The 25,181-nt window shown below is 31.3% G+C and carries 21 protein-coding genes and 2 pseudogenes; 20 read left to right on the forward strand and 3 right to left on the reverse strand.

The features are described from left to right. Nucleotides 1-31: 31 nt before the first annotated feature. The 4 genes from EP747_RS04980 to EP747_RS04995 all read left to right on the forward strand — a co-directional run bounded on the left by EP747_RS04980 (nucleotide 32) and on the right by EP747_RS04995 (nucleotide 6,023). Complete coding sequence (locus EP747_RS04980; protein WP_129688773.1) at nucleotides 32-2,266, forward strand: ABC transporter ATP-binding protein; 2,235 nt, start codon at nucleotides 32-34, stop codon at nucleotides 2,264-2,266. Continuing rightward, the gene (locus EP747_RS04985; protein WP_129688774.1) at nucleotides 2,263-4,137 is read left to right on the forward strand and encodes an ABC transporter ATP-binding protein; all 1,875 of its coding nucleotides are present in this window, start codon (nucleotides 2,263-2,265) and stop codon (nucleotides 4,135-4,137) included. Before EP747_RS04980 ends, EP747_RS04985 begins: the two co-directional genes overlap by 4 nt. A 125-nt stretch (nucleotides 4,138-4,262) precedes the next feature. Then, nucleotides 4,263-4,790 carry a hypothetical protein gene (locus EP747_RS04990; RefSeq protein ID WP_129688775.1) on the forward strand — a complete coding sequence of 176 codons (528 nt, stop codon included), beginning with the start codon at nucleotides 4,263-4,265 and terminating at the stop codon, nucleotides 4,788-4,790. After that, on the forward strand, nucleotides 4,791-6,023 hold the full coding sequence (locus EP747_RS04995) for a DEAD/DEAH box helicase (protein WP_129688776.1): 1,233 nt from the start codon (nucleotides 4,791-4,793) through the stop codon (nucleotides 6,021-6,023). A gap of 581 nt (nucleotides 6,024-6,604) precedes the next feature. Here the strand turns inward: EP747_RS04995 and EP747_RS05005 are convergent. After that, nucleotides 6,605-7,549, reverse strand: a complete 945-nt coding sequence (locus tag EP747_RS05005) for an MBL fold metallo-hydrolase (protein ID WP_129688777.1) — start codon at nucleotides 7,547-7,549, stop codon at nucleotides 6,605-6,607. A 168-nt stretch (nucleotides 7,550-7,717) separates the two neighbouring features. Here EP747_RS05005 and EP747_RS05010 point away from each other — a divergent pair, with 168 nt between their 5' ends. Next, nucleotides 7,718-8,200 carry a glutathione peroxidase gene (locus tag EP747_RS05010; RefSeq protein ID WP_129688778.1) on the forward strand — a complete coding sequence of 161 codons (483 nt, stop codon included), beginning with the start codon at nucleotides 7,718-7,720 and terminating at the stop codon, nucleotides 8,198-8,200. 160 nt (nucleotides 8,201-8,360) lie between these two features. Here EP747_RS05010 and EP747_RS05015 read toward each other — a convergent pair whose 3' ends face one another. After that, nucleotides 8,361-10,589 (reverse strand): alpha-galactosidase, encoded by a 2,229-nt coding sequence (locus EP747_RS05015; RefSeq protein ID WP_129688779.1) that lies wholly within the window; start codon nucleotides 10,587-10,589, stop codon nucleotides 8,361-8,363. A gap of 340 nt (nucleotides 10,590-10,929) precedes the next feature. Here EP747_RS05015 and EP747_RS05020 point away from each other — a divergent pair, with 340 nt between their 5' ends. From EP747_RS05020 to EP747_RS05090, 15 genes and pseudogenes are all read left to right on the forward strand, one after another. Further along, nucleotides 10,930-12,615, forward strand: a complete 1,686-nt coding sequence (locus tag EP747_RS05020; RefSeq protein WP_129688780.1) for a DUF6044 family protein — start codon at nucleotides 10,930-10,932, stop codon at nucleotides 12,613-12,615. Nucleotides 12,616-12,640: 25 nt separating this feature from the next. Further along, complete coding sequence (locus tag EP747_RS05025) at nucleotides 12,641-13,624, forward strand: glycosyltransferase family 2 protein (RefSeq protein ID WP_129688781.1); 984 nt, start codon at nucleotides 12,641-12,643, stop codon at nucleotides 13,622-13,624. Further along, nucleotides 13,621-14,052: a GtrA family protein gene (locus EP747_RS05030; protein ID WP_129688782.1), complete on the forward strand. Its 432-nt coding sequence runs from the start codon at nucleotides 13,621-13,623 to the stop codon at nucleotides 14,050-14,052. The genes EP747_RS05025 and EP747_RS05030 overlap by 4 nt, the downstream gene beginning before the upstream one ends. Before the next feature lie 5 nt (nucleotides 14,053-14,057). Beyond that, nucleotides 14,058-15,068, forward strand: coding sequence for a UDP-glucose 4-epimerase GalE (gene galE, locus EP747_RS05035; protein ID WP_129688783.1), 1,011 nt, complete (start codon nucleotides 14,058-14,060; stop codon nucleotides 15,066-15,068). Between the two features lie 669 nt (nucleotides 15,069-15,737). After that, complete coding sequence (locus EP747_RS05040) at nucleotides 15,738-16,385, forward strand: HD domain-containing protein (protein WP_129688784.1); 648 nt, start codon at nucleotides 15,738-15,740, stop codon at nucleotides 16,383-16,385. After that, entirely contained in the window at nucleotides 16,382-18,271 is a 1,890-nt protein-coding gene (locus EP747_RS05045; protein WP_129688785.1) for an ABC-F family ATP-binding cassette domain-containing protein, read from the forward strand. The genes EP747_RS05040 and EP747_RS05045 overlap by 4 nt, the downstream gene beginning before the upstream one ends. 164 nt (nucleotides 18,272-18,435) lie before the next feature. After that, nucleotides 18,436-18,825 (forward strand): single-stranded DNA-binding protein, encoded by a 390-nt coding sequence (locus EP747_RS05050; protein ID WP_165346850.1) that lies wholly within the window; start codon nucleotides 18,436-18,438, stop codon nucleotides 18,823-18,825. Between the two features lie 55 nt (nucleotides 18,826-18,880). Next, entirely contained in the window at nucleotides 18,881-20,035 is a 1,155-nt protein-coding gene (locus tag EP747_RS05055) for a conserved virulence factor C family protein (protein WP_129688787.1), read from the forward strand. After that, nucleotides 20,035-20,463 (forward strand): BrxA/BrxB family bacilliredoxin, encoded by a 429-nt coding sequence (locus EP747_RS05060; RefSeq protein WP_129688788.1) that lies wholly within the window; start codon nucleotides 20,035-20,037, stop codon nucleotides 20,461-20,463. Before EP747_RS05055 ends, EP747_RS05060 begins: the two co-directional genes overlap by 1 nt. A gap of 41 nt (nucleotides 20,464-20,504) precedes the next feature. Continuing rightward, nucleotides 20,505-21,314 carry a class I SAM-dependent methyltransferase gene (locus tag EP747_RS05065; RefSeq protein WP_129688789.1) on the forward strand — a complete coding sequence of 270 codons (810 nt, stop codon included), beginning with the start codon at nucleotides 20,505-20,507 and terminating at the stop codon, nucleotides 21,312-21,314. Between the two features lie 9 nt (nucleotides 21,315-21,323). Beyond that, a pseudogene (thyA, locus tag EP747_RS05070) lies at nucleotides 21,324-21,821 on the forward strand (thymidylate synthase); the annotation flags it as partial. A gap of 293 nt (nucleotides 21,822-22,114) precedes the next feature. After that, nucleotides 22,115-22,411: pseudogene (thyA, locus tag EP747_RS05075) on the forward strand (thymidylate synthase); the annotation flags it as partial. Further along, nucleotides 22,408-22,890, forward strand: a complete 483-nt coding sequence (locus tag EP747_RS05080; protein WP_129688790.1) for a dihydrofolate reductase — start codon at nucleotides 22,408-22,410, stop codon at nucleotides 22,888-22,890. The pseudogene thyA (EP747_RS05075) and the gene EP747_RS05080, both read left to right, overlap by 4 nt. Nucleotides 22,891-23,000: 110 nt before the next feature. Further along, on the forward strand, nucleotides 23,001-23,657 hold the full coding sequence (locus tag EP747_RS05085) for an FMN-dependent NADH-azoreductase (RefSeq protein ID WP_129688791.1): 657 nt from the start codon (nucleotides 23,001-23,003) through the stop codon (nucleotides 23,655-23,657). Nucleotides 23,658-23,802: 145 nt separating this feature from the next. Continuing rightward, nucleotides 23,803-24,507 carry a lysophospholipid acyltransferase family protein gene (locus tag EP747_RS05090; protein WP_129688792.1) on the forward strand — a complete coding sequence of 235 codons (705 nt, stop codon included), beginning with the start codon at nucleotides 23,803-23,805 and terminating at the stop codon, nucleotides 24,505-24,507. Between the two features lie 37 nt (nucleotides 24,508-24,544). Here EP747_RS05090 and trhA read toward each other — a convergent pair whose 3' ends face one another. Next, a complete protein-coding gene (trhA, locus tag EP747_RS05095) occupies nucleotides 24,545-25,171 on the reverse strand; it encodes a PAQR family membrane homeostasis protein TrhA (RefSeq protein WP_129688793.1) in 627 nt (208 codons plus the stop codon). Between the last annotated feature and the right edge of the window lie 10 nt (nucleotides 25,172-25,181).

Raw genomic sequence — 25,181 nt, forward strand, 5'->3', positions numbered from 1 at the left:
AAAAATACATCACAATAGGGGAGATGCTCATTTGATTAAGTTAGCTAAATATTTAAAAGCATTTAGTACAAGTATAGTTTTAGCTATATTATTCTTATTTGGTCAGGCCATGTGTGATTTGAACTTACCTAACTTTATGTCCGAAATCGTAAACAATGGTATTCAGCAAAATGGTATATTACATGTCGCTCCAGATGCAATTAGTCAAAAAGGTATGAAACTAATGACTACCTTTATGACAGATAAAGAAAAAGAAATTGTAATGACAAATTATGAATTAATATCTACAACTGATAAAAACTCCAAAGGAAAAACATACATAAGTATTTACAAAAAGGCAGATCAGAACATATACGTAAAGAAAAATTTTAAAAAAAATGTAGAAAAACAACTTGATCAATTATTTGGTGCTTCTACTTGGACTCTAATTAATATAATCCAAGAAGAATCTACTGGAAAAGTCAGTCATGCACAAACTAGTAGTACGCCACGTTCAAATAAGATTAATTTAACAAAACTATATGAGTTGCAACCAATGTTTGATAAACTTTCCAAAAATGTGATAATACATGCGCATAATAAAGCTATTTCATCGGATAAAACCTTACTAACTCAAAGTGGTATTATGATGACGAAAGCATTTTATACTGAATTAGGGGTTAATTTACATAAAATAGGAAGTTTATATATCGTTAAAATTGGTTTAATTATGATTGCGATCGCTTTACTTGGAGGAATAGCAACAGTCTTAGTCAGCTTTTTGTCCTCGAAGATTGCATCAGGTGTTGCTAGGAATTTACGTAAAGATGTTTTCAAAAAAATTGAAAGCTTTTCAAACAATGAATTTGATAAATTTTCAACGGCATCTCTGATTACAAGATGTACAAATGATGTAATGCAAATTCAAACTCTTTTAATGATGGGGATACGCATGCTCTGTTATGCGCCAATTATGGGAATTGGCGGAATCATAATGGCGATCAATAAATCTGCTTCGATGAGCTGGATTATTGCATTAGCTGTTATCGTTCTACTTTCTTTAATTATGCTAATCATGACAGTTGCTATTCCAAAGTTTAAATTAATTCAAAAGCTAATAGATAAGTTAAATCTAGTTTCAAGAGAAAATTTAACGGGATTGATGGTGATTAGAGCTTTTGGAAATGCTTCACATGAAAAAATGCGATTCCAAGAGGTAAACAGCGAATTAACGAAAACTAATTTATTTGTCAATCGAATTATGACAATGATGATGCCTTCAATGATGTTGATTATGAATGGTTCATCACTGTTAATTATTTGGGTAGGTGCACATCAAATTGCTAAATCTGATATGCAAGTAGGTGATATGATCGCATTTATGCAATATGCAATGCAAATCATCACAGCATTTTTAATGATTTCAATCATGTTTATCCTTGTTCCTAGAGCTGCTGTTTCTGCTACACGTATTTCAGAAGTATTGTCTACTGAAGTATCAATTATCGATCCAGAGTTTCATAAAAACTTTGAAGCAGAGAAAAAAGGATTTGTTGAATTTAAAAATGTTTGTTTCCGATATGAAGGTGCTGAAAATGATGTACTTAATAATATTTCATTTGTTGTAAAGCCAGGACAAACAACTGCCATTATTGGTCCAACCGGTTCGGGGAAAACAACAATTGCAAATTTAATATTACGTTTTTATGATGTTACCAAAGGGGAAGTCTTAGTTGATGGTGTAGATCTAAGGGAAGTAAAGCAAAAGGATTTACGCACTAAAATAGGGTATGTACCTCAAAAAGGACTATTACTAACAGGGACAATTGCTTCTAATTTAAAATATGGAAATAAAAATATTTCTGATGAAGAAATGGAAAGAGTAGCCCAAATTGCTCAGGCTAGTGAATTTATCTCTCAAAAAGAAGGGGGATTTAATGCTGAAATTTCTCAAGGTGGAGATAATGTTTCAGGTGGTCAAAAACAAAGGATTTCGATCGCTCGGGCTTTAGCAAGAAAACCCGAAATTCTTATCTTTGACGATAGTTTCTCTGCGCTTGATTTTAAGACGGATTTTGCGCTAAGAAAAGCATTAAATGAAGATATAGAATCGACTACGATGATCATAATTGCCCAACGTGTAAATACGATCATGAATGCAGAGCATATTGTTGTTTTAGATAATGGCAGGATTGTAGGCAAAGGAACTCATAAAGAACTTCTGAAAAATTGCCCAGAATACTTAGAAATTGCTTCATCGCAGTTATCCAAGGAGGAATTAGCATGAGCAATTCTAATAAAAATACATTTCAAAATCAGGGCGGGGGTCGCGGGCCCGGTCAAATGTTTGGAAGAAATATTCCAATGGCACCAGGTCAAAAAGCGAAAGATTTGAAAGGTTCGTTGGCAAAATTGATGAGTTATTTAGGAGCGCACAAAAAGACAATCATTTTTGTTTTTATACTAGCAATTGTTTCAACTGTATTTACAATACTAGGACCAAAAATTCTTGGGAAAGCGACAGATGAAATTTTTTCTGGTGTCATGAAACAAATTAGCGGTAGTGGAAAAATTAACTTTGGAAAAATAAGTGTAATTGGTTTATGGTTAATCGGTTTATATTTATTAAGCTCACTTTTTGCATATTTTCAAGGCTATGTAATGAGTGGTGTTACGATGAAGGTAACTTATAAGCTTCGAAGTGATATAAATGATAAAATTCATAAATTATCTTTAAGCTATTTTGATCAAACTAGTCACGGTGAAGTTCTTTCTAGAATAACAAATGATGTTGATACAATTAATCAAACATTAAACCAAAGTTTAACGCAAATAATTACCTCGATTACCTCGATTATTGGTATAACAATTATGATGATTTCGATTAGCTGGCAACTCACTTTAGTAGCGCTATGTATATTACCTCTTTCTTTGGTATTTGTCATGATGATCGTAAAAAAATCTCAAAAACATTTTATTAACCAGCAAAGATATTTAGGAAAAGTAAATGGACATGTAGAAGAAATGTTAGGAAATCATGTTTTAGTAAAAGCATTTAGTGGTGAAGATGAATCTACAAGAGCTTTTAGTGAGTATAATGATGAGTTATATAAATCGGCGTGGAGAGCGAATTTTCTATCAGGACTTATGATTCCGATCACTGCTTTTATTGGAAACATTGGCTACGTTGCTATTTGTATATTAGGTGGATATTTTACTGCAAATGGATCAATGACAGTTGGAGGAATTCAAGCTTTCATTCAGTATGTCCGTTCATTTACGCAGCCAATTTCACAAATTGCTAATATTTCAAATATACTTCAACAAACAGCAGCTGCCGCAGAAAGAGTATTTGAATTTTTAGAAGAGAAAGAAGAAGTACCTGAAGTAACAAATGCCTTATCAATTAAACACAATGAAGTTACAAGTGATGTTCGTTTTAATCATGTGGCTTTTGGTTATACACCTGAAAAAATAATTATTCATGATTTTAATTTAGTCGTTAAACCTGGCCAAAAAATTGCAATTGTTGGGCCAACAGGAGCTGGTAAATCAACAATTGTAAATTTAATAATGCGGTTTTACGATGTTAATAGTGGGGAAATCACAATCGGTGGACATAACATAAAGAATTTTAAAAGGGATGAACTTAGAGCATTATTTGGAATGGTTCTACAAGATACTTGGCTATTTAATGGTACAATTGCAGATAATATCCGTTTTGGAAGACTTAATGCATCGGATGAAGAAGTTAAAAATGCCTCTATTTCTGCTCAATCTGATCACTTTATTAGAGCTTTGCCAGATGGATACAATATGGTTCTTAACGAAGAGGTGAATAATATTTCGCAAGGTCAAAAGCAGTTAATCACGATTGCTCGAGCAATTTTGGCAGATCCTGAAATATTAATTTTAGATGAAGCAACAAGTAGTGTTGATACGAGAACTGAGGCACTCATTCAAAAAGCAATGGACAATTTAATGATAGGAAGAACAAGTTTTGTGATTGCGCATCGCCTTTCGACTATTCGAAATGCAGATTTGATTCTTTGTATGAAGGATGGCGATATTATTGAACAAGGTACGCATGATGAGTTAATGGAAAAAGAAGGTTTCTACGCAAATCTTTATAATAGCCAATTTGAGATAATTAAATAAAAATTGATCCGATAAAATTGAAGCAAGTGGATTTTATCGGATTATTTTTTGTGTGGTTTGTTTATTATGATACATAATAGAAAATAAGCGAACTCAGGAATCTATAGATTAAAGGAGTTTATATAATGTTTGATCCGACCGCTTTTGATAATATGAAGGTTGTAATAGAAGGGCTCATATATGACAAAGATTTAGATGGAGAATATGAAATCATTGATCGAAATGACTTTGTTAATCTTTCCAAAATGGATCGGTTATTCTCAATTCAATTTAAAAAATTAAACAAGTCGACTAAGACAACAAGTTGCACATTTTCAATGAGTACAACAGCTAGTGATTTATATAATGAATTAATTAATGGAAATACTGAAGTAGGATGTTATATTGAAATTGAATTTTCCTTTCCTAAACCATTAGAAATCGAAATCATTCAAAGAAGTCTACTTTTATTTCAAAATAAGACAGATGAGCAATTCACTCCAATTTATAACATTAAACACTCTATTTTAGATAAAAATATCATTGAATCGTCAGTAAACATAAAATTTCAAAATAAAATGACTGAAGATGACTTCGATCTAATAGAAGAATTGGTACATATTACAGAAATAATGTTACAATGGTACGATGAGCAAATATTAAAGGAGATTTAAATGGAACATTTTCAATTAGCAGAACAAACAATCTTAAAAATAAAAGCAAATAATATTACGAAATGGACAGCAGTTCAAGAAGAAGCAATCCCAGCAATTTTAGATGGGAACGATGTCATAGCGCAATCTCCGACAGGTACTGGTAAGACTCTTGCATATGTTTTACCTTTGATTAATAAGGTTGATGAAATGGAAGAAAATCCTCAAATTATTATCATGGCTCCAACTCGTGAACTTGTAATGCAAATTTTTCAGGTTGTTCAAGACTATACACAAAATACGAATATAAAGGCAACTTCAATTGTTGGTGGAGCTGATATTAAACGTCAGATCGAAAAATTAAAACAGAAACCTAAAATTATCGTTGGTTCACCGGGTCGAATTTCACAATTAATTAAACAGAAAAAATTAAAAATGCATTGTGTTAAGACAATTGTTTTTGATGAAGTAGATGAATTATTAAAAACAGATGATCAAAAAGATTTACCGCAAATTGTCAAAGCAACGATGAAAGATCGCCAACTAATATTTTTATCTGCAACAATAACACCGGGGGCAATGCAATTTGCAAAAGAAACAAGTTCAAATCTAAAAGAAATTTCGATTGAACAAAGCTTGGAAGGAAATATAATTCATGGGTTTATTCCTTGTGAAGAAAGAGAGAAGTTAGAATTACTTCGAAGAATTGGATCTGTTCCAAATATGAAAGCAATCGTATTTAGTAATGAGCCATTTAAACTTGAAGGATTCGCTTCTAAATTAAATTTTAGAGGAATTAAAACAGCGGTACTACATTCAAAACTAGGGAAAATGGAAAGAAGCCGAGTGTTAAAAGATCTTCAAATTGGTAAAACTACTTTACTATTTTCTACAGACGTAGCAGCACGAGGAATTGATTTACAAGAGTTACCATATGTCATAACACTTGATGTACCAGAAAAAGTTGAACAATATACTCATCGAAGTGGCCGTGTAGGAAGAATGGGTAAACAAGGTACTGTCATAAATCTGGTAACACCTCGAGAGAAAAAGAATCTATTTAGCTTAAGAGGAACGCAAAAATTGTTTTTTGAACATTTAATGGTTTCACATGGTGAAATACAAAAAGTCGAAATGAAAGAAAAACAACTGAATGAAAATGAATCAAATGAAAAAAGAACGAAACCAGTTTCAAATCAAAATAAAAAAACTGTTTCAAGCAAAAATAAACCAATGAAAAAAATTAAAAAATAAATAAAACTTCAGCCAAATGGCTGAAGTTTTTTAAAGTGTTGAAATATATTGTAGTCAATTTTGAATAATAAGAACATTTATCAATTTCAATGAAAAAATAGTATATTTTATATTGATCTAACTGCCATCTTATTGATAGACAAGTGTTTTTTTGTTGATGTTTAACTAACTTGCAAAAATTAAACTTAATTAATGTTATTATAATTACAAATATCATTTTTTGATAATGAATATTTGTAAAGTTGTGTAAGTCGTCTGTAACATATCACTTAAATTTGATTAATAAAGGGCTATTCATTCGTTCAATCAACTATTCTTTTGTTCCTAAGATTATTATTTTTTTATAAAGAACTTGATTGGAACGAAAGGGTGCTCGACTCCTATGGGAGAAGCGGGAAGGCTGAGACCCCGCAGGCGGCGCCGAGGAGGCTCAGGTCTCGCCCCATGGAAAGCGAGCACCCTGTAGTGGAAATCAATATCACACAATTTACTTATCAGTGATAAATTCTTATAATTAATTGACAAATTTCTTTTTCAACAGCTTGAAAAACTTCAGCCAAATGACTGAAGTTTTTATTTTGTTAATTTTGACCCATTGCCAGTACTAATCCCATAGATGAAACTTCCAAATCTAACTTAATAATCTGGAAAACTGGGTGACTCTCATCTATATTCTTATTTTGAAGATCTTGCTTTACTTCATTGTATAATGCTGCTGACAGAATCTTGCTTTTCTCATAAAAAGGTTTTTCTTTATTTTCTTCAATCGTGGTAGCAGTTAGTTTTATAAAACGATCTAAATATAGTTTTAAAGACTCATATACGAAATTTGTATCTCTAGTTAATCCAAAATGACCGAAGCAAATAGCGGCTGGATTATACTCTTGAATTTTTCTAGATGAACTTAGCGTTGCTTCGTATGAAAATTGATTAGGTGATGTCGATGGTAAAATAAATGTACCCATTTCCTGTTGAAGCTGTGGATAATAAATTCCTAATGTATCTCCTGTATACATAAATTTACTAGAAGAATCGAAAATTGAAATATGATGATTAGCATGACCTGGAGTATGTAAAAATGTTAGTTTACGATTTTTACCAATAACAAGCTCCTCACCATCGGCTACCTGATAAATTTTAGTAGAGTCAATTGGAAGAATTGGGTTAAACAAACGATCAAAATCATCACCATAAACTTGTTTTGCACTCACAATTAATTTTGTCGGATCTTCTAAATGCCTTGCTCCCTTTGGATGTACAAAAAGAGTTGCATTAGGACATTTTTCCATTAGTAAGCCAGCGCCACCTGAATGATCTAAATGAATATGTGTTACGATAACATTTTTAATTCTGTCTAATGAAATTTGTAGCTCTTTTAAACCTTTTATTAAATACTCATGGGAAGGACTTGCACTTGTTTCAATGATTGTAACTTCTTCATCTAAAATAATATAGCTACCCGTTCGTTCCTGAAACGATAAATCATATAAATCAATTAAATATGTATTAAAGCCTAAATCTTGCATACTCTTACCTCCATTCATTAGTTAAAAAGGTGAAGAAATTAGTTTAATTAAACTATAATTTAAATACTAATAGGTTTGAAGGTTTTTTTCAAAATATAGTAATTAGAATAGACTTTTTGATGGAAAATAATTACTATTAACATTATAAGGAAGTAGGAGGAATGTGAAATGAGTATTTATGATTTTGAAGTAAAAGATAGCAAGGGCGAAGATGTATCTCTTTCGAATTATAAAGACAAAGTGATGATTGTTGTAAATACTGCAAGTGCATGTGGATATACTCCTCAATATAAAGATTTACAAGCATTATATGAAGAATATAAAGAAGATGGATTAGAAATTCTTGGTTTTCCATGTAATCAATTTATGAATCAGGAACCAGGTTCAAATGAAGAAATTCAAAGTTTTTGTGAATTGAATTTTGGTGTAACCTTCCCTGTTTTTGGAAAAATAGATGTAAATGGTGACAAAGCAGATCCACTATTTAAATATTTAAGCTCAAAAGCTCCTGGTATTATGGGGTTAAAATCAATAAAATGGAATTTTACTAAATTTATTATTGATAAAAATGGTGAAGTTATTGAACGATTTGCTCCTCAAACAAATCCTCAAGAGATGAGATCAACAATTGAGAAATTATTGAAAGCTTAAGAACCTTCTTTAATGTTGAATGGTTATAGACCATATAAAAACGCTTGTGTTTATCGCACATCTGCAAGTTTTGCTAAACGAAAAGACAAGCGTTTTGATAGGTCAATAATTCAATTTTTTTGAACTTTTTCATTGGACATTAAGGACGGGTTTCGTTCATTTAATCAGAACAAACAAGATGAAAGATGCAAGATTGGAAATCACCTGCTCGTTTTGCAATTTTTTTATTCGCACCATTATATTCGAGTGGTAAGGGGACTCCATTTTCCATTAATTCGTTTCCATAAAAAGTGAGATTCGTATTGTTTAGTAAATATTTCCTATTTGGATTTAAACCTTTCAGTTTTAAAGTCTGGTACTTCATTGGATTTGGGCTTGCTAATATCTTGTACCAACCTATAATGGCTTCATTTTTGCTTTTACTTACTACCATCCAAGCTACTTCGTTTTCCTTAAAAGGATCAAGTAACCGATAAAAATCTCCTTTTATAATTAATGATCGGTGCTGTTTGTAAAATTGTATTTGCGATTTAATTTCTGATTTTTCTTTTTCAGTAAGTATCAAAGGATTTAATTCATAACCAAATGTTCCAAAGAATGCGACATTGGCTCTAATTGATAATGGGGTATAACGAAATGTTTGATGATTTGGTGATGCTGATACATGTGATCCGATGCTAGAAATTGGGTATGGTAGTGAGGTACCGTATTGAATTTTTAATCGTTCAATTGGATCTGTATTATCACTAGCCCATGCTTGGGGTGCATAAAACAATAAACCAGGATCAAATCGACCACCACCGCCAGCACATGATTCAAATAACACATTTGGAAAATCACTTACTAGTCGTTCATATAATTCATACACACCTAAAATATACCGATGAAAAAATTCATCTTGCTGATCATTAGCTAACTTCTTAGAATAAGCCTCAGTAATATTTCGATTCATATCCCATTTTATATAGTCTAATTGTGTATTTTTTATAACATCTGCCATTTTTTTATAAATGTGATCGACAACTTCCTTTCTCGAGAAATCTAATACTAGTTGATGCCTTCCTAAAGAAACTTGTCGATTAGGTGTACGAATAATCCAATCAGGATGATTTTTAAATAAATTACTATTTTGACTAACCATTTCGGGCTCAAACCAAAGACCAAATTTTAAACCTAACTCTTTAATTTTATTTGCAAAACTATTTATTCCTTTAGGGAATTTTTCAGTATTTGAATACCAATCTCCTAGAGAACTAGTAGCATTATTTCTTTTACCAAACCATCCATCATCTAATACAAATAATTCAATCCCAAGCTGCTTTGCTTCTCTTGCGATTTGAAGTAAGGATTCTTCATTAAAATTGAAATAAGTGGCTTCCCAATTGTTTATTAATATAGGTCGTTCATTATTTTTCCACTTTCCACGAATTAGGTTGTTTCGATATAAATCGTGATAAGCTTGACTCATTCCGTTCATTCCTTGACCAGAATACACCATCACTACTTCAGGGGATTGAAAGTGTTCGTTTTCAGATAGTTTCCAGGTAAAACGAAACGGATGTATTCCTATCGTAATTCGAGTCATATCGTAATGATCAACTTCAGCTTGAGCAATGAAATTTGAGCTATAAACTAAATTAAAACCAAATACTTCACCATGATTTTCTGTAGTTTCTTTTCTTCTAAAGGCAAGAAATGGGTTATGTTGATGTGAACTTGAACCACGTAAACTAGATATGCCTTGTGTACCCATCACTAATTGACGTTCATTTAAATGTCTCTCCCTAGACCAAGCGCCACTTAGTTGAATCATAATGAAATCAAAATCAGGAAAATCAATGGATGCACTCATAAAACGTTCTAAATAAAAAGGTTCCGAACCTTGGTTACAAATATAAGCACTTCTAGTAATAACAGATAAATCTTTAAAAATTGTATAGCATAAGACTAATTCAGCTTTAAGTGTTGGGTCCTCTAGCACAATCTGAATCGTTTCAGCATCCTCTTCATTCTCTGTATAAGTGGCAGGTAAACCGCATAAAGCTGGTTTCCCTTTTGTAATTGAATAATATTTATAAATAAAGTTAGTTATATGGCTGCCGTTTAACTGACGAATACTTATTGCCGGTTCACGATAGTCTGAAGTGCCATATACTGGATATTCCTGTCTGATCGTTTCAAGACTAATCGATCGATCAGCATAATAATAAGAAGTATATGTTGTAGAAGAATTGTCATTTTGGATATGAGTAAAATTTGAATGTATGTCAATCGCTTTTCCAAAATACAAAGACCCAAGATGACCATTTTTCATGACATAAAATACATAACTAATTCTTCCGTTTGTTAGATGAAACTTTTTTTGTTCGTCATCCACAAAAATCAACATGATTACACCTCTAGTACATGATTTAATTACTTCTAAAAACTTTTTATACTATTAAAGAAATTAACCTAATCAAATTTTTATGCACATTATAAAATTAATATTTTTTACTAATTTAAAAGAATAGGGAAAATTTAAATGAAATTTTAGTGTAATTTTCATCTGATTTTCAGAAAAGAATTTTAATATTAATTGAACATATAATTAAACGTCTATTAAACGAAATATTTATCATTAATTATAGAAGTGAGATAGAGAGGAAGGATAAAACACAAAGAAATAGGGAGGGAAATATAAAGTCAGTAATCTAAAAACTATATATAAACAAAGTGGTGTAATAAATATGAAATTATTTAAAAAATTAAGTCAGGAAAAAAAACATTTAATGATTGCAACAATTTTAATGATCATTTATGTTTCTCCACTTTTCATATTAGGAGAAAATGCTCATATAAGAGTACATGATAATTTAGATTCAAATATTGCATGGTATAAAACACTTAGAAATTCAGGGCAATTATTTGGTAAATTAAATTCCACAATCCCGCAGATTATTAATGGATTGCCAAGAAATGCTTATGGAACGGAATTTAGTGGTATACAGTGGCTAAATAATCTCTTTCCGCTTATGCTAGCTTATTCTATAGGACAGACAATAACTAGGGTTTTCGCGTTTCTTGGGATGTATATCTTGTTAAAAAAGCATTTTATAACATCAAAGGAAAATTACCTTATTAGAGTATATGTATCACTTGCATTTGCACTAACACCATTTTGGCCATCTGGAATGATAAGTACATTAGGAATGCCACTAGCACTTTGGGCGTTTCTAAATATAAGAATTGGAAAGTATTCCTGGAAAGACTGGATTACTCTTATTTTATTACCCTTCTATTCTAGTTTTGTATTAGGATTCTTTTTCTTTTTAGTATTTATGGGATTGCTATGGTTAAGAGATGTATTTGTAAAAAAGAAAATCAATCTAGTGTTCTTTTTAAGTATTTTATTAATGACTTTAATGTATTTAGCAATAGAATATCGCCTTGTATTCTCACTAGTCATTCCATCTGAACCAACGAGTAGAAATGAGTTTTTAAGTTCTACATTGGGTTTTTGGCATACGATTCGATTAGTGATTAAGAATTATTTTTTAGGACATACCCATGTTCTAACACTTCACACGCTAGTCATTGTCCCTTTATCTTTTATTGTATTCTGGACTTTAAGAAATAAAAAAAGAGGAAGTATTGAAAAAAGGTTTCTATACTTATTTATTCTTAATTTTTTATTATCCGTTTGGTACGCCTTTTGGTTTTATAAAGGATGGAAGTCAGTAAAAGAACAATTTCAGCTTTTAAATACGTTTAATTTCGCTAGATTTCATTTTTTAAGACCTTTAATAATCTATTTAATGTTTGCTGTTGGAGCCTATCTTCTTTGGTTAAAGGGAAAAGGTTGGCAAAAGTTTGTGAAAATTTGTTTAGTAGTTCAAGTAATCGTAATGTTTTGTGCTAATGACGAGATTGTATATCGAGTATGGGGGAAACCATCTTTTAAACAATTTTATGCTGTAAATCAATTTAATGAAATCTCAAAATATATTGGAAAACCTAAAAATAGTTATCGGGTTGCAAGTATAGGCATTCACCCTGCGATTGCTCAGTATAATGGTTTTTACACACTCGATACCTATAATAATTTTTATTCGTTAAAGTATAAGCACCAATTTAGAAAAATAATTGCACCTGAACTTGAAAAAAGCCCATTACTTGAAAATTACTTCGACCATTGGGGTGGAAGATGCTATCTATTTGTAGCTGAACTTGGTAAAAATTATGAATTTAAAAAAGACTCGAACGTAAAAATCCATCATTTACAACTAAATATTAATGAATTTAAAAAGTTGGGTGGGGAATATATTTTTGCAGCTGTCCCGATTGAAAATGCTAATAGTAATGGTCTTAGATTGAAGAAGATTTTTAATGATTATAATTCAGCATGGCGCATCTATCTATATGAAGTAAAATAACCACTTGAAAAGGACGTGATTATACATGATACCTTTATTAACGATTGTTGTACCCTGTTACAATGAACAGGAAGTTTTTGAAGAAACAGCCTATCAACTCACTTACTTAATTGAAGAATTAATTTATGATTCACTTATTTCAGATGATAGCAAAATACTATTTGTAGATGATGGAAGTAAGGATCGAACATGGGAATTAATAGAAAATGAAAGTAAAGATAATCTATTTGTTAAAGGTTTAAAGCTTGCTAAAAATGTAGGGCATCAAAACGCACTGATTGCTGGGCTTGAAATTGCAAACAAGCTATCCGATTGTGTAGTTTCAATCGATGCGGATTTACAAGATGACATTAATGTAATACGTAAATTTGTAGAAAAATATTTAGAGGGTTTTGATATTGTCTACGGCGTTCGAGACAGTAGAGAAACAGATACTTTTTTTAAGCGTTCAACAGCACTTGGATTCTATCGATTTATGGGGAAAATAGGGATAAATCTAGTTCCTAATCATGCTGATTTCCGATTAATGAGTAAACGGGCATTAGATGAATTATTCAAATATAAAGAAACAAATTTATTCTTAAGGGGACTAGTACCTCTTGTAGGTTTTCCTTCAACTAAAGTCTATTACGACCGAAAAGAAAGGTTTGCAGGAGAATCAAAGTATCCACTAAAAAAGATGCTATCTTTTGCTTTCGACGGGATCACATCATTTAGTATAGCTCCGATTAGATTTGTATCACTGTTGGGGTTTTTATCCATCATATTTAGTTTGATAGCAGGTGGCTATGCAATAGTTCAACATTTATTAGGAAATACGGTTAGTGGATGGCCATCATTAATGGTTTCAATTTGGTTTGTAGGTGGAGTTCAATTAATAGGGATTGGAATGATCGGTGAGTATATTGGAAAGATTTATCACGAAGTTAAAAATCGGCCTAGATATGCTATTGAAACAGATTTATATACAATGATTGATTCTGAACTAATAAATAATAGTCAAAGATGAATAAGACATTTATCCGTTTTATTGCAGTAGGATTTGCAAATACAGCTGTAGGTTTATCATTCATTTATTTACTACTTCATTTATTTGGTTTTTCTTATTGGATTTCAACATTTATTGGAAATTCAATAGGAGCATGTATAAGTTATATATTAAATCGGAATTTTACATTTAAAAGCCAAGGCTCTGTTAAAAAAAGTATTCCAATGTTTATCATTGTCATTTTATCCTGTTATTTTATAGCGTTTAATCTTGGTGATAAAATAATTGATTACATTTTAAATTTACAGGATTTTATATCTCTAAATTTTAAAAATGACTTAGCTGTTTTATTTAGTTCTGGGTTATATACGATTTTAAATTATTTTGGTCAAAAATTGCTTGTTTTTAAAAATATAACTAAAAAACAACTTGAAAACGAAAGAATGTGATCAAAATGAATATTTTAGTACTTGGCGGAGCTGGTTATATAGGCTCGCATGCAGTATACATGCTGATTGAAAATGGCGTAAATGTAATAATTGTTGATAATTTGCAGACAGGAAACATAGGAGCGATTCATTCACAAGCCATTTTTTATAATGGAGATATTCGAGATAAGGACTTTTTAAGGGCAGTATTCTCAAATGAAAAGATTGATGGTGTGTTACATTTTGCAGCAAATAGTCTAGTTGGTGAATCAATGGAAAAACCGTTGGAGTATTTTAGCAATAATGTATTTGGCACACATGTTCTATTAGAAGTGATGAATGAGTTTAATGTTAAATATATCGTATTTTCATCTTCAGCTGCTGTATATGGTGAACCTAAAATAGTACCTATCTCAGAAGACTTCAGTACAGATCCAGCGAACACATATGGTGAAACAAAATTAATGATGGAAAAGATGATGAAATGGAGTAGTTTAGCATATGGTATAAATTATGTTTCACTAAGATATTTTAATGTAGCTGGAGCAAAAAGTTCAGCCGAAATTGGAGAAGATCATTTTCCAGAGACTCATTTAATTCCATTGATTTTACAAGTTGCTTTAAATCAAAGAAAAGAGATTACTATTTTTGGTGATGATTATAACACACCAGACGGGACGTGTATTAGAGACTATATTCATGTTGAAGATTTGGTGTATGCTCATTTATTAGCACTTAACTACCTTTTTAATGGTGGAAAAAGTGATATTTTTAACCTTGGAAATAATAAAGGGTATTCAGTATTACAAATTGTTGAAGCAGTTCGTCGAATAACAAAGCACCCAATACCATATAAATTCAGTTCTAGAAGAGAAGGAGATCCAAGTATTTTAGTTGCTTCTTCAGAGAAAGCTAAAAAAGTTTTAGGATGGACAGTACAGCATGAAGACATTGATCTGATTATTAAAGATGCTTGGAAATGGCATAAAACTAACCCTAATGGATATAAGAACAAATATACTACTCAATATATTTAAATATAAAATCATAATTTGTAGAATTTATCTACTATTGAAACCTTCACCTTAAGTAAAGGTTTCAGAGTGTAGAAATATATTTTAGTCAATATTGAAAAATACAAACATTAAATGAATTACTATGAATAAGTAGTCTATTTATTATTGTTTTATCTGACATCTTAATGATAAACAAGTGATTTTGGTTGATATCTAAATGTTTTAACTAACTTGCAAAAATTAAAATATCTTCTTTTTTGACAATCAATATTTGTAAAGATTTGTAAGTCGTCATCATAAGTTACAATTATTAAAGGGTAATTCATTCGTTCAATTGAATAGTCTATTGTTTTTTAAGATTATTATTTTTATAAAGAGTTTGATTGGAACGAAAGGGGGCTCGACTCCTATGGGAGAAGCGGGAAGGCTGAGACCCCGCAGGCGGCGCCGAGGAGGCTCAGGTCTCGCCCCATGGAAAGCGAGCACCCTGTAGTGGAAATCAATATGACACAACTTACTTATCAATGATGAATCCAACTAATTAAATGACAAATTCTGTATTTAACAGCATGAAACCTTCACCCTTAGTGAAGGTTTTTTCGTAAATTTAATTCCCACATAAACCTATTAATGTTTTACGGTGATAGAAAAATGATATAATATCACTAGTCGATTTATGGAGGTACGAGTATGAATCAGCAGGAAATCATATTACAATTAGAAAATTATGTTCGAAATCTTCATCAAGGTGATAGTTCTGGACATGACTGGTATCATATTGACCGGGTTAGAAACTTAGCTGTACATATTGCTCAAAAAGAAAATGCAAATCAATTCATCGTAGAATGTGCTGCATTAGTACACGATGTAATAGATGATAAATTACATGATGATCTTGAAGCTCAGAAAACTCAATTAGAATCAGTTTTAAATGAATTATTAAATAGTAATAAAGACGTAAACGCAATCATGTACATAATTGAAAATATCTCCTATAAAGGAGGGAATGGGGTTATTCCAACCTCTTTAGAAGGTAAAATTGTACAAGATGCTGATCGCTTGGATGCAATTGGAGCAATTGGTGTTGCAAGAACGTTTGCATACGGAGGTAAAAAAGGTCGTAGTATGTTTAACCCAGAGTTTAAAATAAGAGAAAACATGACGATCGAAGAATATAGAAGTGATAAAAGTTCTTCGTTACATCACTTCTATGAAAAAATATTAAAACTAAAAGACTTAATGAATACAAATACAGCATTAGCATTGGCAGAAGAAAGACATCTATTTGTAGAAAAATTCATCGATGAATTTATGAAAGAGTGGAATTTTAAAATATGAAGATTTTAAGTGTAGAGAATTTAATTAAAACTTATGGGGAAAAAACTTTATTCGATAAAATTTCATTTACCGTAAGCGAAGGACAGAAAATTGGATTATTAGGTATAAATGGAACTGGTAAATCAAGTTTATTAAAAATTATTGCTGGTGTCGAGTCAGCTGATGATGGAAAAATTACGACTCCAAAGGATTATGTTATAAGTTATTTGCCTCAACATGAAGACTTTGATAAAAAGCAAACGATTCTTGAAGCAGTATTTGAAAGTGATGATAAAGTAATGGTTTTAGTAAAATCATATGAAAAAACTTTACAAGCACTTGGAGAAGATCCATCTAATCAAGGATTACAAAATGAATTACTTAAATTACAAGCTGAAATGGATTCATTAAATGGTTGGGATTTAGAAGCAAATGCAAAGACAATTTTATCGAAATTAGGTTTATCAAATTTAAATTTAGATGTTTCATTACTTTCAGGTGGTCAGAAGAAACGAGTAGCCTTAGCAAAAGCATTAATACATCCAAGTGATTTATTAATTTTAGATGAGCCTACGAACCATTTGGACTATGAATGTATCGTATTTTTACAAGAATACATAAAAAGACTGCAAAACGCAGTATTATTTGTAACACATGATCGTTATTTTTTAGATGAAGTTACTACAGCATTATTGGAACTATCAAATAGTAATATCTATCGTTATGAAGGAAACTATCAGTATTATATTGAACAAAGAGCTGCTCGAGAAGAGCAAGAGGCAGCTACTAATGAAAAAAGAAACAATTTATTTAGAAGAGAATTAGCTTGGATGCGTAGAGGGGCAAAAGCTAGAACGACTAAGCAAAAAGCTCGTATTCAACGATTTGATGACCTTTCGGGTAAACTCAACAATCAAGAAAAAGCGGAATTAGAGATGAACTTTCAACAAACTCGTTTAGGTAAAAAAGTTGTTGAGTTTATAAATGTTAATAAGTCTTATAGCGAGAAAAAGATATTAGATAATTTTAATTTACTTTTACTACAAACTGATCGAATTGGCATAATTGGTGAAAACGGTGCGGGTAAGACAACTTTATTGAAAATGCTTGTTGGAGAAGAACAAGTTGATTCTGGTGAAATTGAAATTGGACAAACAGTTAAAGTAGCATACTATACTCAAATACAAGAAAATGTGAATCCAACTATGAGAATGATTGATTATATTAAGGAAGAAGCAGAAGTCATTCATACACCAGATGGAAAAACAATTTCAGCTTCACAAATGCTTGAAACATTCTTATTTCCTACTCAATCGCACGGGGTACACTTGGGAAAACTTTCAGGTGGCGAGAAAAGAAGATTATATTTATTAAGACTCTTAATGACTGCTCCAAATTTATTATTACTTGATGAGCCGACAAACGATTTAGATATTGATACTTTAACGGTTTTAGAAGACTATATTGAGAATTTTAGTGGAGTAGTAGTTACTGTATCACATGATCGCTATTTCTTAGATAAAGTTACAAATAAATTATTAATTTTCGAAGGCGAAGGAAAAGTTTCATCTACATTAGAAAGCTATACGGATTATTTAGAACGACAATCTATCGAAAAACGTGAAGTCGAAGTTGTAAAAGAGATAATTGAAAAACCAGTTTATCAAAAAGAACAAAAGAAAAAGCGTTTAACTTATCAGGAACAAAAAGAATGGGATCATATTGAATCAGATATCGAAAAACTGGAGAATGAGATTGAGCAACTAAATGAAAAATTACAAGGTGTAGGCTCTAATTTTGATGAAGCTTATAAACTTTCTAAAGAAATTGAGGAGAAAGAAGCTCAATTAGAACAGAAAATGGAGCGTTGGTCAGTTTTAAGTGATTTAGTTGAAAGTTTAAAGTAGATTATTAATTTTGAGTTTTGGATTATGATGTCATTTTACTAATCAAGTTTTTTTAACTCATAATGAATTTTTTAAAATAAAAGTTTGCTTAAAATACTATTTTCCTTTTTTTACGAACTTACAATAATTTTGTATTGTAGAAAAAAATAAAGGAGATGGTAATAATGATAAACAATGTTGTATTAGTAGGAAGATTAACGAAAGAGCCCATTTTACAAACTACACCGAATGGAAGGAAAACAACTTTTATTAATATTGCTACGAATGTTTATTCAGATTATCTGAAAAAAACTAGAACGAATTATGTTTCAGTAAAATTATGGGGCCCTATTGCTGAATATGCTACTAAAAAAGCAAAAAAAGGGATGGAAGTATCTATTGAAGGTGTTATAAAAACTTCAAGTTATGTAAAGGAATCTGAAAAACCTATTTATGTGACGGAAATAATAGTTGAGAAATTTCACCTTTTTACTCGTCGATCTGAAGAGTTAACTCACAACGCAGTCGAATCTAGTACAAATGACTTTGAAGAATTTGTTAAGGCGTTACAATAGTGAGTTTTTCCTCTTTTTGATAGAATGGACTAAATAACCAGAAGAGGAGATTAAGATGAAAATTAAGTCAATCGAACCAACACCGAGTCCTAATACAATGAAAGTGTTATTAGATGAGGAATTGCCATCAGGTAGTAGAAATCATTATTCTATTGATAATATTGACAAGGCACCAAAAATAATTCAAGAAATATTAGGAATAGAAGGAATCAAAAGTGTCTATCATGTAGCTGATTTCATTGCCATTGATCGTAAGTCAAATGCAAATTGGCAAACCATTTTGCTTCAAGTCAGAAATGTATTTGGTGAAGAAGTAAATGATGAAGCTACAAATGAAACGATAATTGATAATCATTTTGGCGAGGTACAAGTATTTGTTCAAATGTATCATAATATACCAATGCAGTTGAAATTAATTGTAAATGGTGAAGAACAAAGAGCAGCTTTACCTCCATTCTATAAAGAAGCAATTATGAAACTAACAACCTCTGCATCAAATGTTGTATTTGAAAGACAGTGGATTGATTATGGAATTCGTTATGGTGAATTAGCAACAATTGAGAAAGAAATTATTGATGAATTAACGGCTACTCACACTGAAAACGATATAAAGAATATCGTGAACGAAGTGATGACGAATGATGCATCTAATGCTGAGAAAAAAGAAGTTCCTAAATTTGAACCATTTACTGCAGATATTTTTGAAGAAAAAGATTGGAAAAAAAGGTATGCGAGATTTGTAAAAATAGATCCTACAATTGAAGATTTACCTTTACTTGAGATCGCATTAAAAGATGAACATGTTTCAATAAGAAGATTAGCTACAGCTTATTTAGGTATGTTAAAATCAGAATTAGTGTTACCTTATTTATATGAGGCTTTAAAGGATAAGGCAGTCGGTGTAAGACGAATTGCTGGAGATTGTCTATCAGACTTAGGATTTGAAGAAGCCATGCCAGCTATGATTGAAGCATTAAAAGATCCTAGCAAATTAGTTAGATGGCGTGCAGCAATGTTTCTTTTTGAACTAGGTGATGAAAGTGCAATTCCGGCATTAAAAGCTGCATTAGAAGACCCAGAATTCGAAGTGAAATTACAAGTTCAGCTTGCTTTGCATCGAATTGAGAATGGTGAGGAAGCACTTGGTTCAGTTTGGAAACAAATGACTGAGCGTAATAAATTAGAAAATGATAAAGGAGAAACAAACTAATGAATGCATATGATGAGTACATGAAAGGGATCGTAAAGCCAATGAGAGAGGAATTAACTTCAAATGGTTTTACAGAATTAACTACTGGGGAACAAGTCGAGTCATTTATGAATGAATTAAATGATACTGCTTTTTTTGTAATCAATTCAGTTTGTGGTTGTGCTGCTGGACTTGCTAGACCTTCTGCAGTTCAAGCTGTTAATGAATCAGAGAAAAAACCTGCAAATGTTATGACAGTATTTGCTGGACAAGATAAGGAAGCTACTGCAACTTTAAGAGAATATTTAGCTGACTTCCCACCATCTTCACCTTCAATGGCAGTATTTAAAGGTAAAGAGGTAGTTGGATTTATTCCTCGTGAACAAATCGAAGGTTCAACTCCTGAAGATATTAAAGCAAGAATTCAATCGATATTCGCACAAATGTAAAAAGAGGATTTTTCCTCTTTTTTTCTTAATTAAGGAGACATATGATAATTACAACTTGTTTAAGACCAGATGTTTATTTAGAAAAGGAAGCTGAAATAATTGCTTCAGACTTAAATGGACAATTAATTCTCCGAAAAGAATTTAGCATTGAAGAAATCTACGATAAATTTAAAAAACCTATACTTGTTTTAGGCAAAAATAGATTAGAATGGTTTGAGGATGATCAAGCAATTCCATATTTTTTTCACCCGAACTCCTCAGTTTTTAGAATTAGAAGATTGATGAAGGGTGAACATGATCCATTTTGTGACGCTTGTTTATTAACAAAAGGTGATTCTCTACTTGATTGTACACTTGGAATGGCTTCAGATAGTATTGTTGCAAGTTACGTTGTAGGTGAAGAAGGTAAAGTTTTAGGATTAGAGAAAAACCAAATTATTGCTTACCTAACTAAGAAGGGTTTAAAAACAAATAAACAGAACATTAAAGATTGGTCGAGTATCATTAACAAAATTGAAGTGAAAAATATAGATTATAAAACTTATTTGAAGACACTTCCAGATCAATCTTTTGATATCGTTTATTTTGATCCGATGTTTGAAAAAAATATCGAAGCCTCTTCGGGTATTGCAGCATTGAAAAATTTAGCATCATATGATGACCTAACATATGAAGTAATCAACGAAGCTAAGCGTGTTGCCAAGAAAAGAGTAGTGTTGAAAGATCATTTTAGAAGTGAAAGATTTAAAAAATATGGATTTAATCAATTAATTCGAAAATCATCAGAATTTCATTTTGGTTATATTGAAATTCATGAAGAAGATCATTATGAATTAACAATACATAATTAGGAGGTCAATATGAAGCAATACTTAGATTTATGTAAACACGTATTAGACAATGGCATGACAAAAACAGACCGCACTGGAACAGGAACAATTAGTACTTTCGGTTATCAAATGCGATTTAATCTTCAAGATGGCTTTCCTTTAGTAACAACAAAGAAAGTTCATTTAAAATCAATTATTCATGAATTATTATGGTTTTTAAAAGGCGACACTAATATTCAATATTTAAAAGAAAATGGTGTTCGTATTTGGAATGAGTGGGCAGATGAAAATGGTAATTTAGGTCCAGTTTATGGCGAACAATGGAGATCATGGAAAGCAGCTGATGGCTCTACTATTGATCAAATTACTGATGTAATTAACCAAATAAAAACAAACCCAGATTCTAGAAGATTGATTGTTTCTGCTTGGAATGTTGGAGAACTTGATAAGATGGCATTAGCACCTTGTCATTGTTTTTTCCAATTTTATGTGAATGATGGAAAACTTTCTTGTCAGCTTTATCAGCGTTAATTCTGAGCGCCTTTACAGAGTAATCTGTATCGAAAACCTTGCTAAACGGGGAAACTCTTAAATTAAGACAATCCCGTGCTAAATTTATTCTTTGTAAAATTTCATAATTACAAATACAAAGAATAATAAATGCCTAACGACTATCCAAATATGGAGTAGGGTGCAAGTGATTGGCACCCGAAATGCAAGGGACCTTATAAGAGGTCGTGATATAGTCTCATCTGCATGGTGACATGCAGCAGTTCTTTTTAAGGACGGGCCAAGTGTAACGAACTTGGTTGAAGATTTTGTCAGCTGACATTTTCCTAGGAGTTCCATTTAATATCGCATCTTATGCACTATTAACAATGATGATTGCTCAAGTATGTGATTTAGAATTAGGTGATTTTGTACATACATTTGGTGATGCACATATCTATACAAATCATCTTGAACAAATAAATTTACAACTAACTAGAGAGCCACATAAATTACCAAAAATGAAGCTAAATGCTGAAATTAAAAACATTTTTGAATTTAAATATGAGGATTTTACATTAGAAGATTATGAATGCCATCCTGCAATCAAAGGGGTAGTAAGTGTATGATTGCTGCATTAGTTGCGATGTCAGAAAACAATGTGATCGGCTTAAATAATAAGATGCCTTGGCATCTTCCACAAGAGCTTGCTTATTTTAAGAAAGTAACTACTGGGTATACAATTATTATGGGAAGAAAAACCTTTGATTCGATTGGTAGACCACTTCCAAACCGTGAAAATATCGTTGTGACAAGACAAAAGGATTTTCATGCAGAAGGCGTTACAGTCATTAATGATGTTATAAGTTATGTTGAAGAAAATAAAAATAAAGATTTATTTATTATTGGTGGGGCGGAAATTTTTAATTTAACATTCCCATATTTAGATACTCTTTATATTACTGAAATTGAACATAACTTTGAAGGCGACACTTTCTTCCCAAATTTTTCAAAGGAAGAATGGAATGTTAAATCTGTATCTGATGTACAAGTCGATGAAAAATCAAAAATTAAATTTAGATATTTTGTTTATGAAAAAAATTGTTGACATCTTGAATTAGAGATATTATTATGAGGTTAAGGGATTTGATTATCCCTTAATTTTTAAAAATAAATCTCGAATTAAAGATAAACGAAACTGAGAGGAAGATGTTTAAGATGAAAAAATTACTTTATATTACTGCAAATCCAAATGCAATTGAAAATTCATTTGGTCTATCTGTAGGGGAAGCATTTATTAATGAATACAAAAAAGCAAATCCTGAAAATGAAGTTGTTCATTTTGATTTATTTAAAGAAAATGTTCCTATGTTAGATGGAAATGTATTTGATGCGTGGGGCAAATTAGGAAACGGTACTGCTTTTGAAGAATTAAGTGCTGATCAACAAGCTACTTTAGCTGCTATGAATCGTAACTTAGAAATTTTCACTCAAGCTGATGAGTATGTATTTGTTACACCATTCTGGAACTTTAGTTTCCCATCAGTTGTAAAAAACTTTATTGATAATATCTCAATTGCTGGCAAAACATTTAAATATACTGAAAATGGTCCAGTTGGTTTACTTGAGAATAAAAAGGCATTACACATTCAAGCTAGCGGTGGCGTTTATTCAGAAGGTCCTGCAGCTGGAATTAACTTCTCTAGCCCATACTTAACAAGTATCTTAAACTTTGTAGGTGTTACTGATGTAACTACATTATTCGTAGAAGGTATGGCTGCAATGCCAGATAAAGCACAAGAAATTAAAGCAAATGCAATTGAAAAAGCAAAAGTTCTTGCTGCAGAATTCAGTGGTGCAAAAGTTTCGAACTAAAGATTCACTATATTAAGGAATCGGCAAATACAGCCGATTCTTTTTTTGTGATTTTCATTTTATAAATAATCAGGATGGATAATACTTTTCAAGTGGTTGGGCATTTTGTATAATAATTAACATACTCAATTATCGGAGGATTAATATGTTTCGCACAATATTTGCTGCAACACGGATTGTCGTTGGTGTAATTGAAGCAAAGCTAAAATTATCATCAGTAAAAAAAATACCAAAAGATATACCTGTACATGAGCAAGACCGTATAATGCACCAATTTCCTGATTATTTTGGGAAAATGATGATTGGTTGTACTGGTAGTAAAGTAAAGGTTGAAGGGATCGAAAATATTCCTAGAGACCAAGGAGTCCTATTTGTAAGTAATCATCAAAGTAATTTTGATATTCCACTATTATTAGGATATTTAAATAAGCCTATTGGATTCATTGCAAAAATCGAATTAAAAAAACTGCCGATTGTACCAGACTGGATGGAACAAATGCATAGTGTATTTATGGACAGAAGTGATCGAAGACAATCACTTAAAGCCATAAAAGAAGGCGTTGATAAACTTAAAAATGGCCATTCATTGGTTATTTTTCCAGAAGGTACTAGAAGTAAGGGGAGTAAAATGGGTGAATTTAAATCAGGGAGCCTTCATTTAGCAACAAAATCAGGGGTTCCAGTTATTCCTGTAAGAATTGAAGGGACCTATAATATTTTAGAAGCTAATGGTAATCGAATTAAACCAGCAAATGTTACACTTAAAGTATTTCCACCAGTTTATCCTGAACAAATTGGAATAACTGATCCCAAAGAATTAACAAACTATATTAAAGAGATTATTGAATAATAAAACTAAAAGCGCTCATTTAAAATGAAGCGCTTTTTTAAACAACGAATTTTAATATACAAAAATACATAGATGCACTACCTAATAATACAAATAAATGCCATATCGCATGACTATATGGCCAGCGTTTGACTAGAAAAAAGATTGTACCGATCGAATAAAATAGCCCTCCTAATAATAAGTAGAAAAATCCTATTTCAGATAATCCTACATAAATAGGCTTAATTGCAAACATCATTAACCAACCCATAATTAAATAAACAATGGTTGAAAATAATTCAAACCTATTAACATATATAAATTTAAAGATTACACCTGAAACTGCTAAGCTCCAAATAATTGCAAATAAGGACCAGCCAATCTTTCCTCTTAATGTTACGAGTAAAAATGGAGTATAAGTTCCAGCGATTAATAAATAAATAGCAGAGTGATCTAAAATTGTAAAAAGCCTAATTAGCTTTGGGTCTCTGACACTATGAAGTAATGTTGAGCAAATATAAAGCAGCAACATTGACAAACCAAAGACTGTAAAGGAAATTAAATGCAAAGGTGTCCCTTTATACATAGCCTTACTAATTAAATAATATAGTGCTGGGATACTCAGTATTGCACCAATCCCATGAGTAATAGCATTTGCTAACTCTTCTTTCATTGCTCTACTCATAAAAATGCCT

The sequence above is a fragment of the Gottfriedia acidiceleris genome (genome assembly GCF_004138285.1).
In the GTDB taxonomy this organism is placed as follows: Bacteria; Bacillota; Bacilli; order Bacillales; family Bacillaceae_G; genus Gottfriedia; species Gottfriedia acidiceleris_A.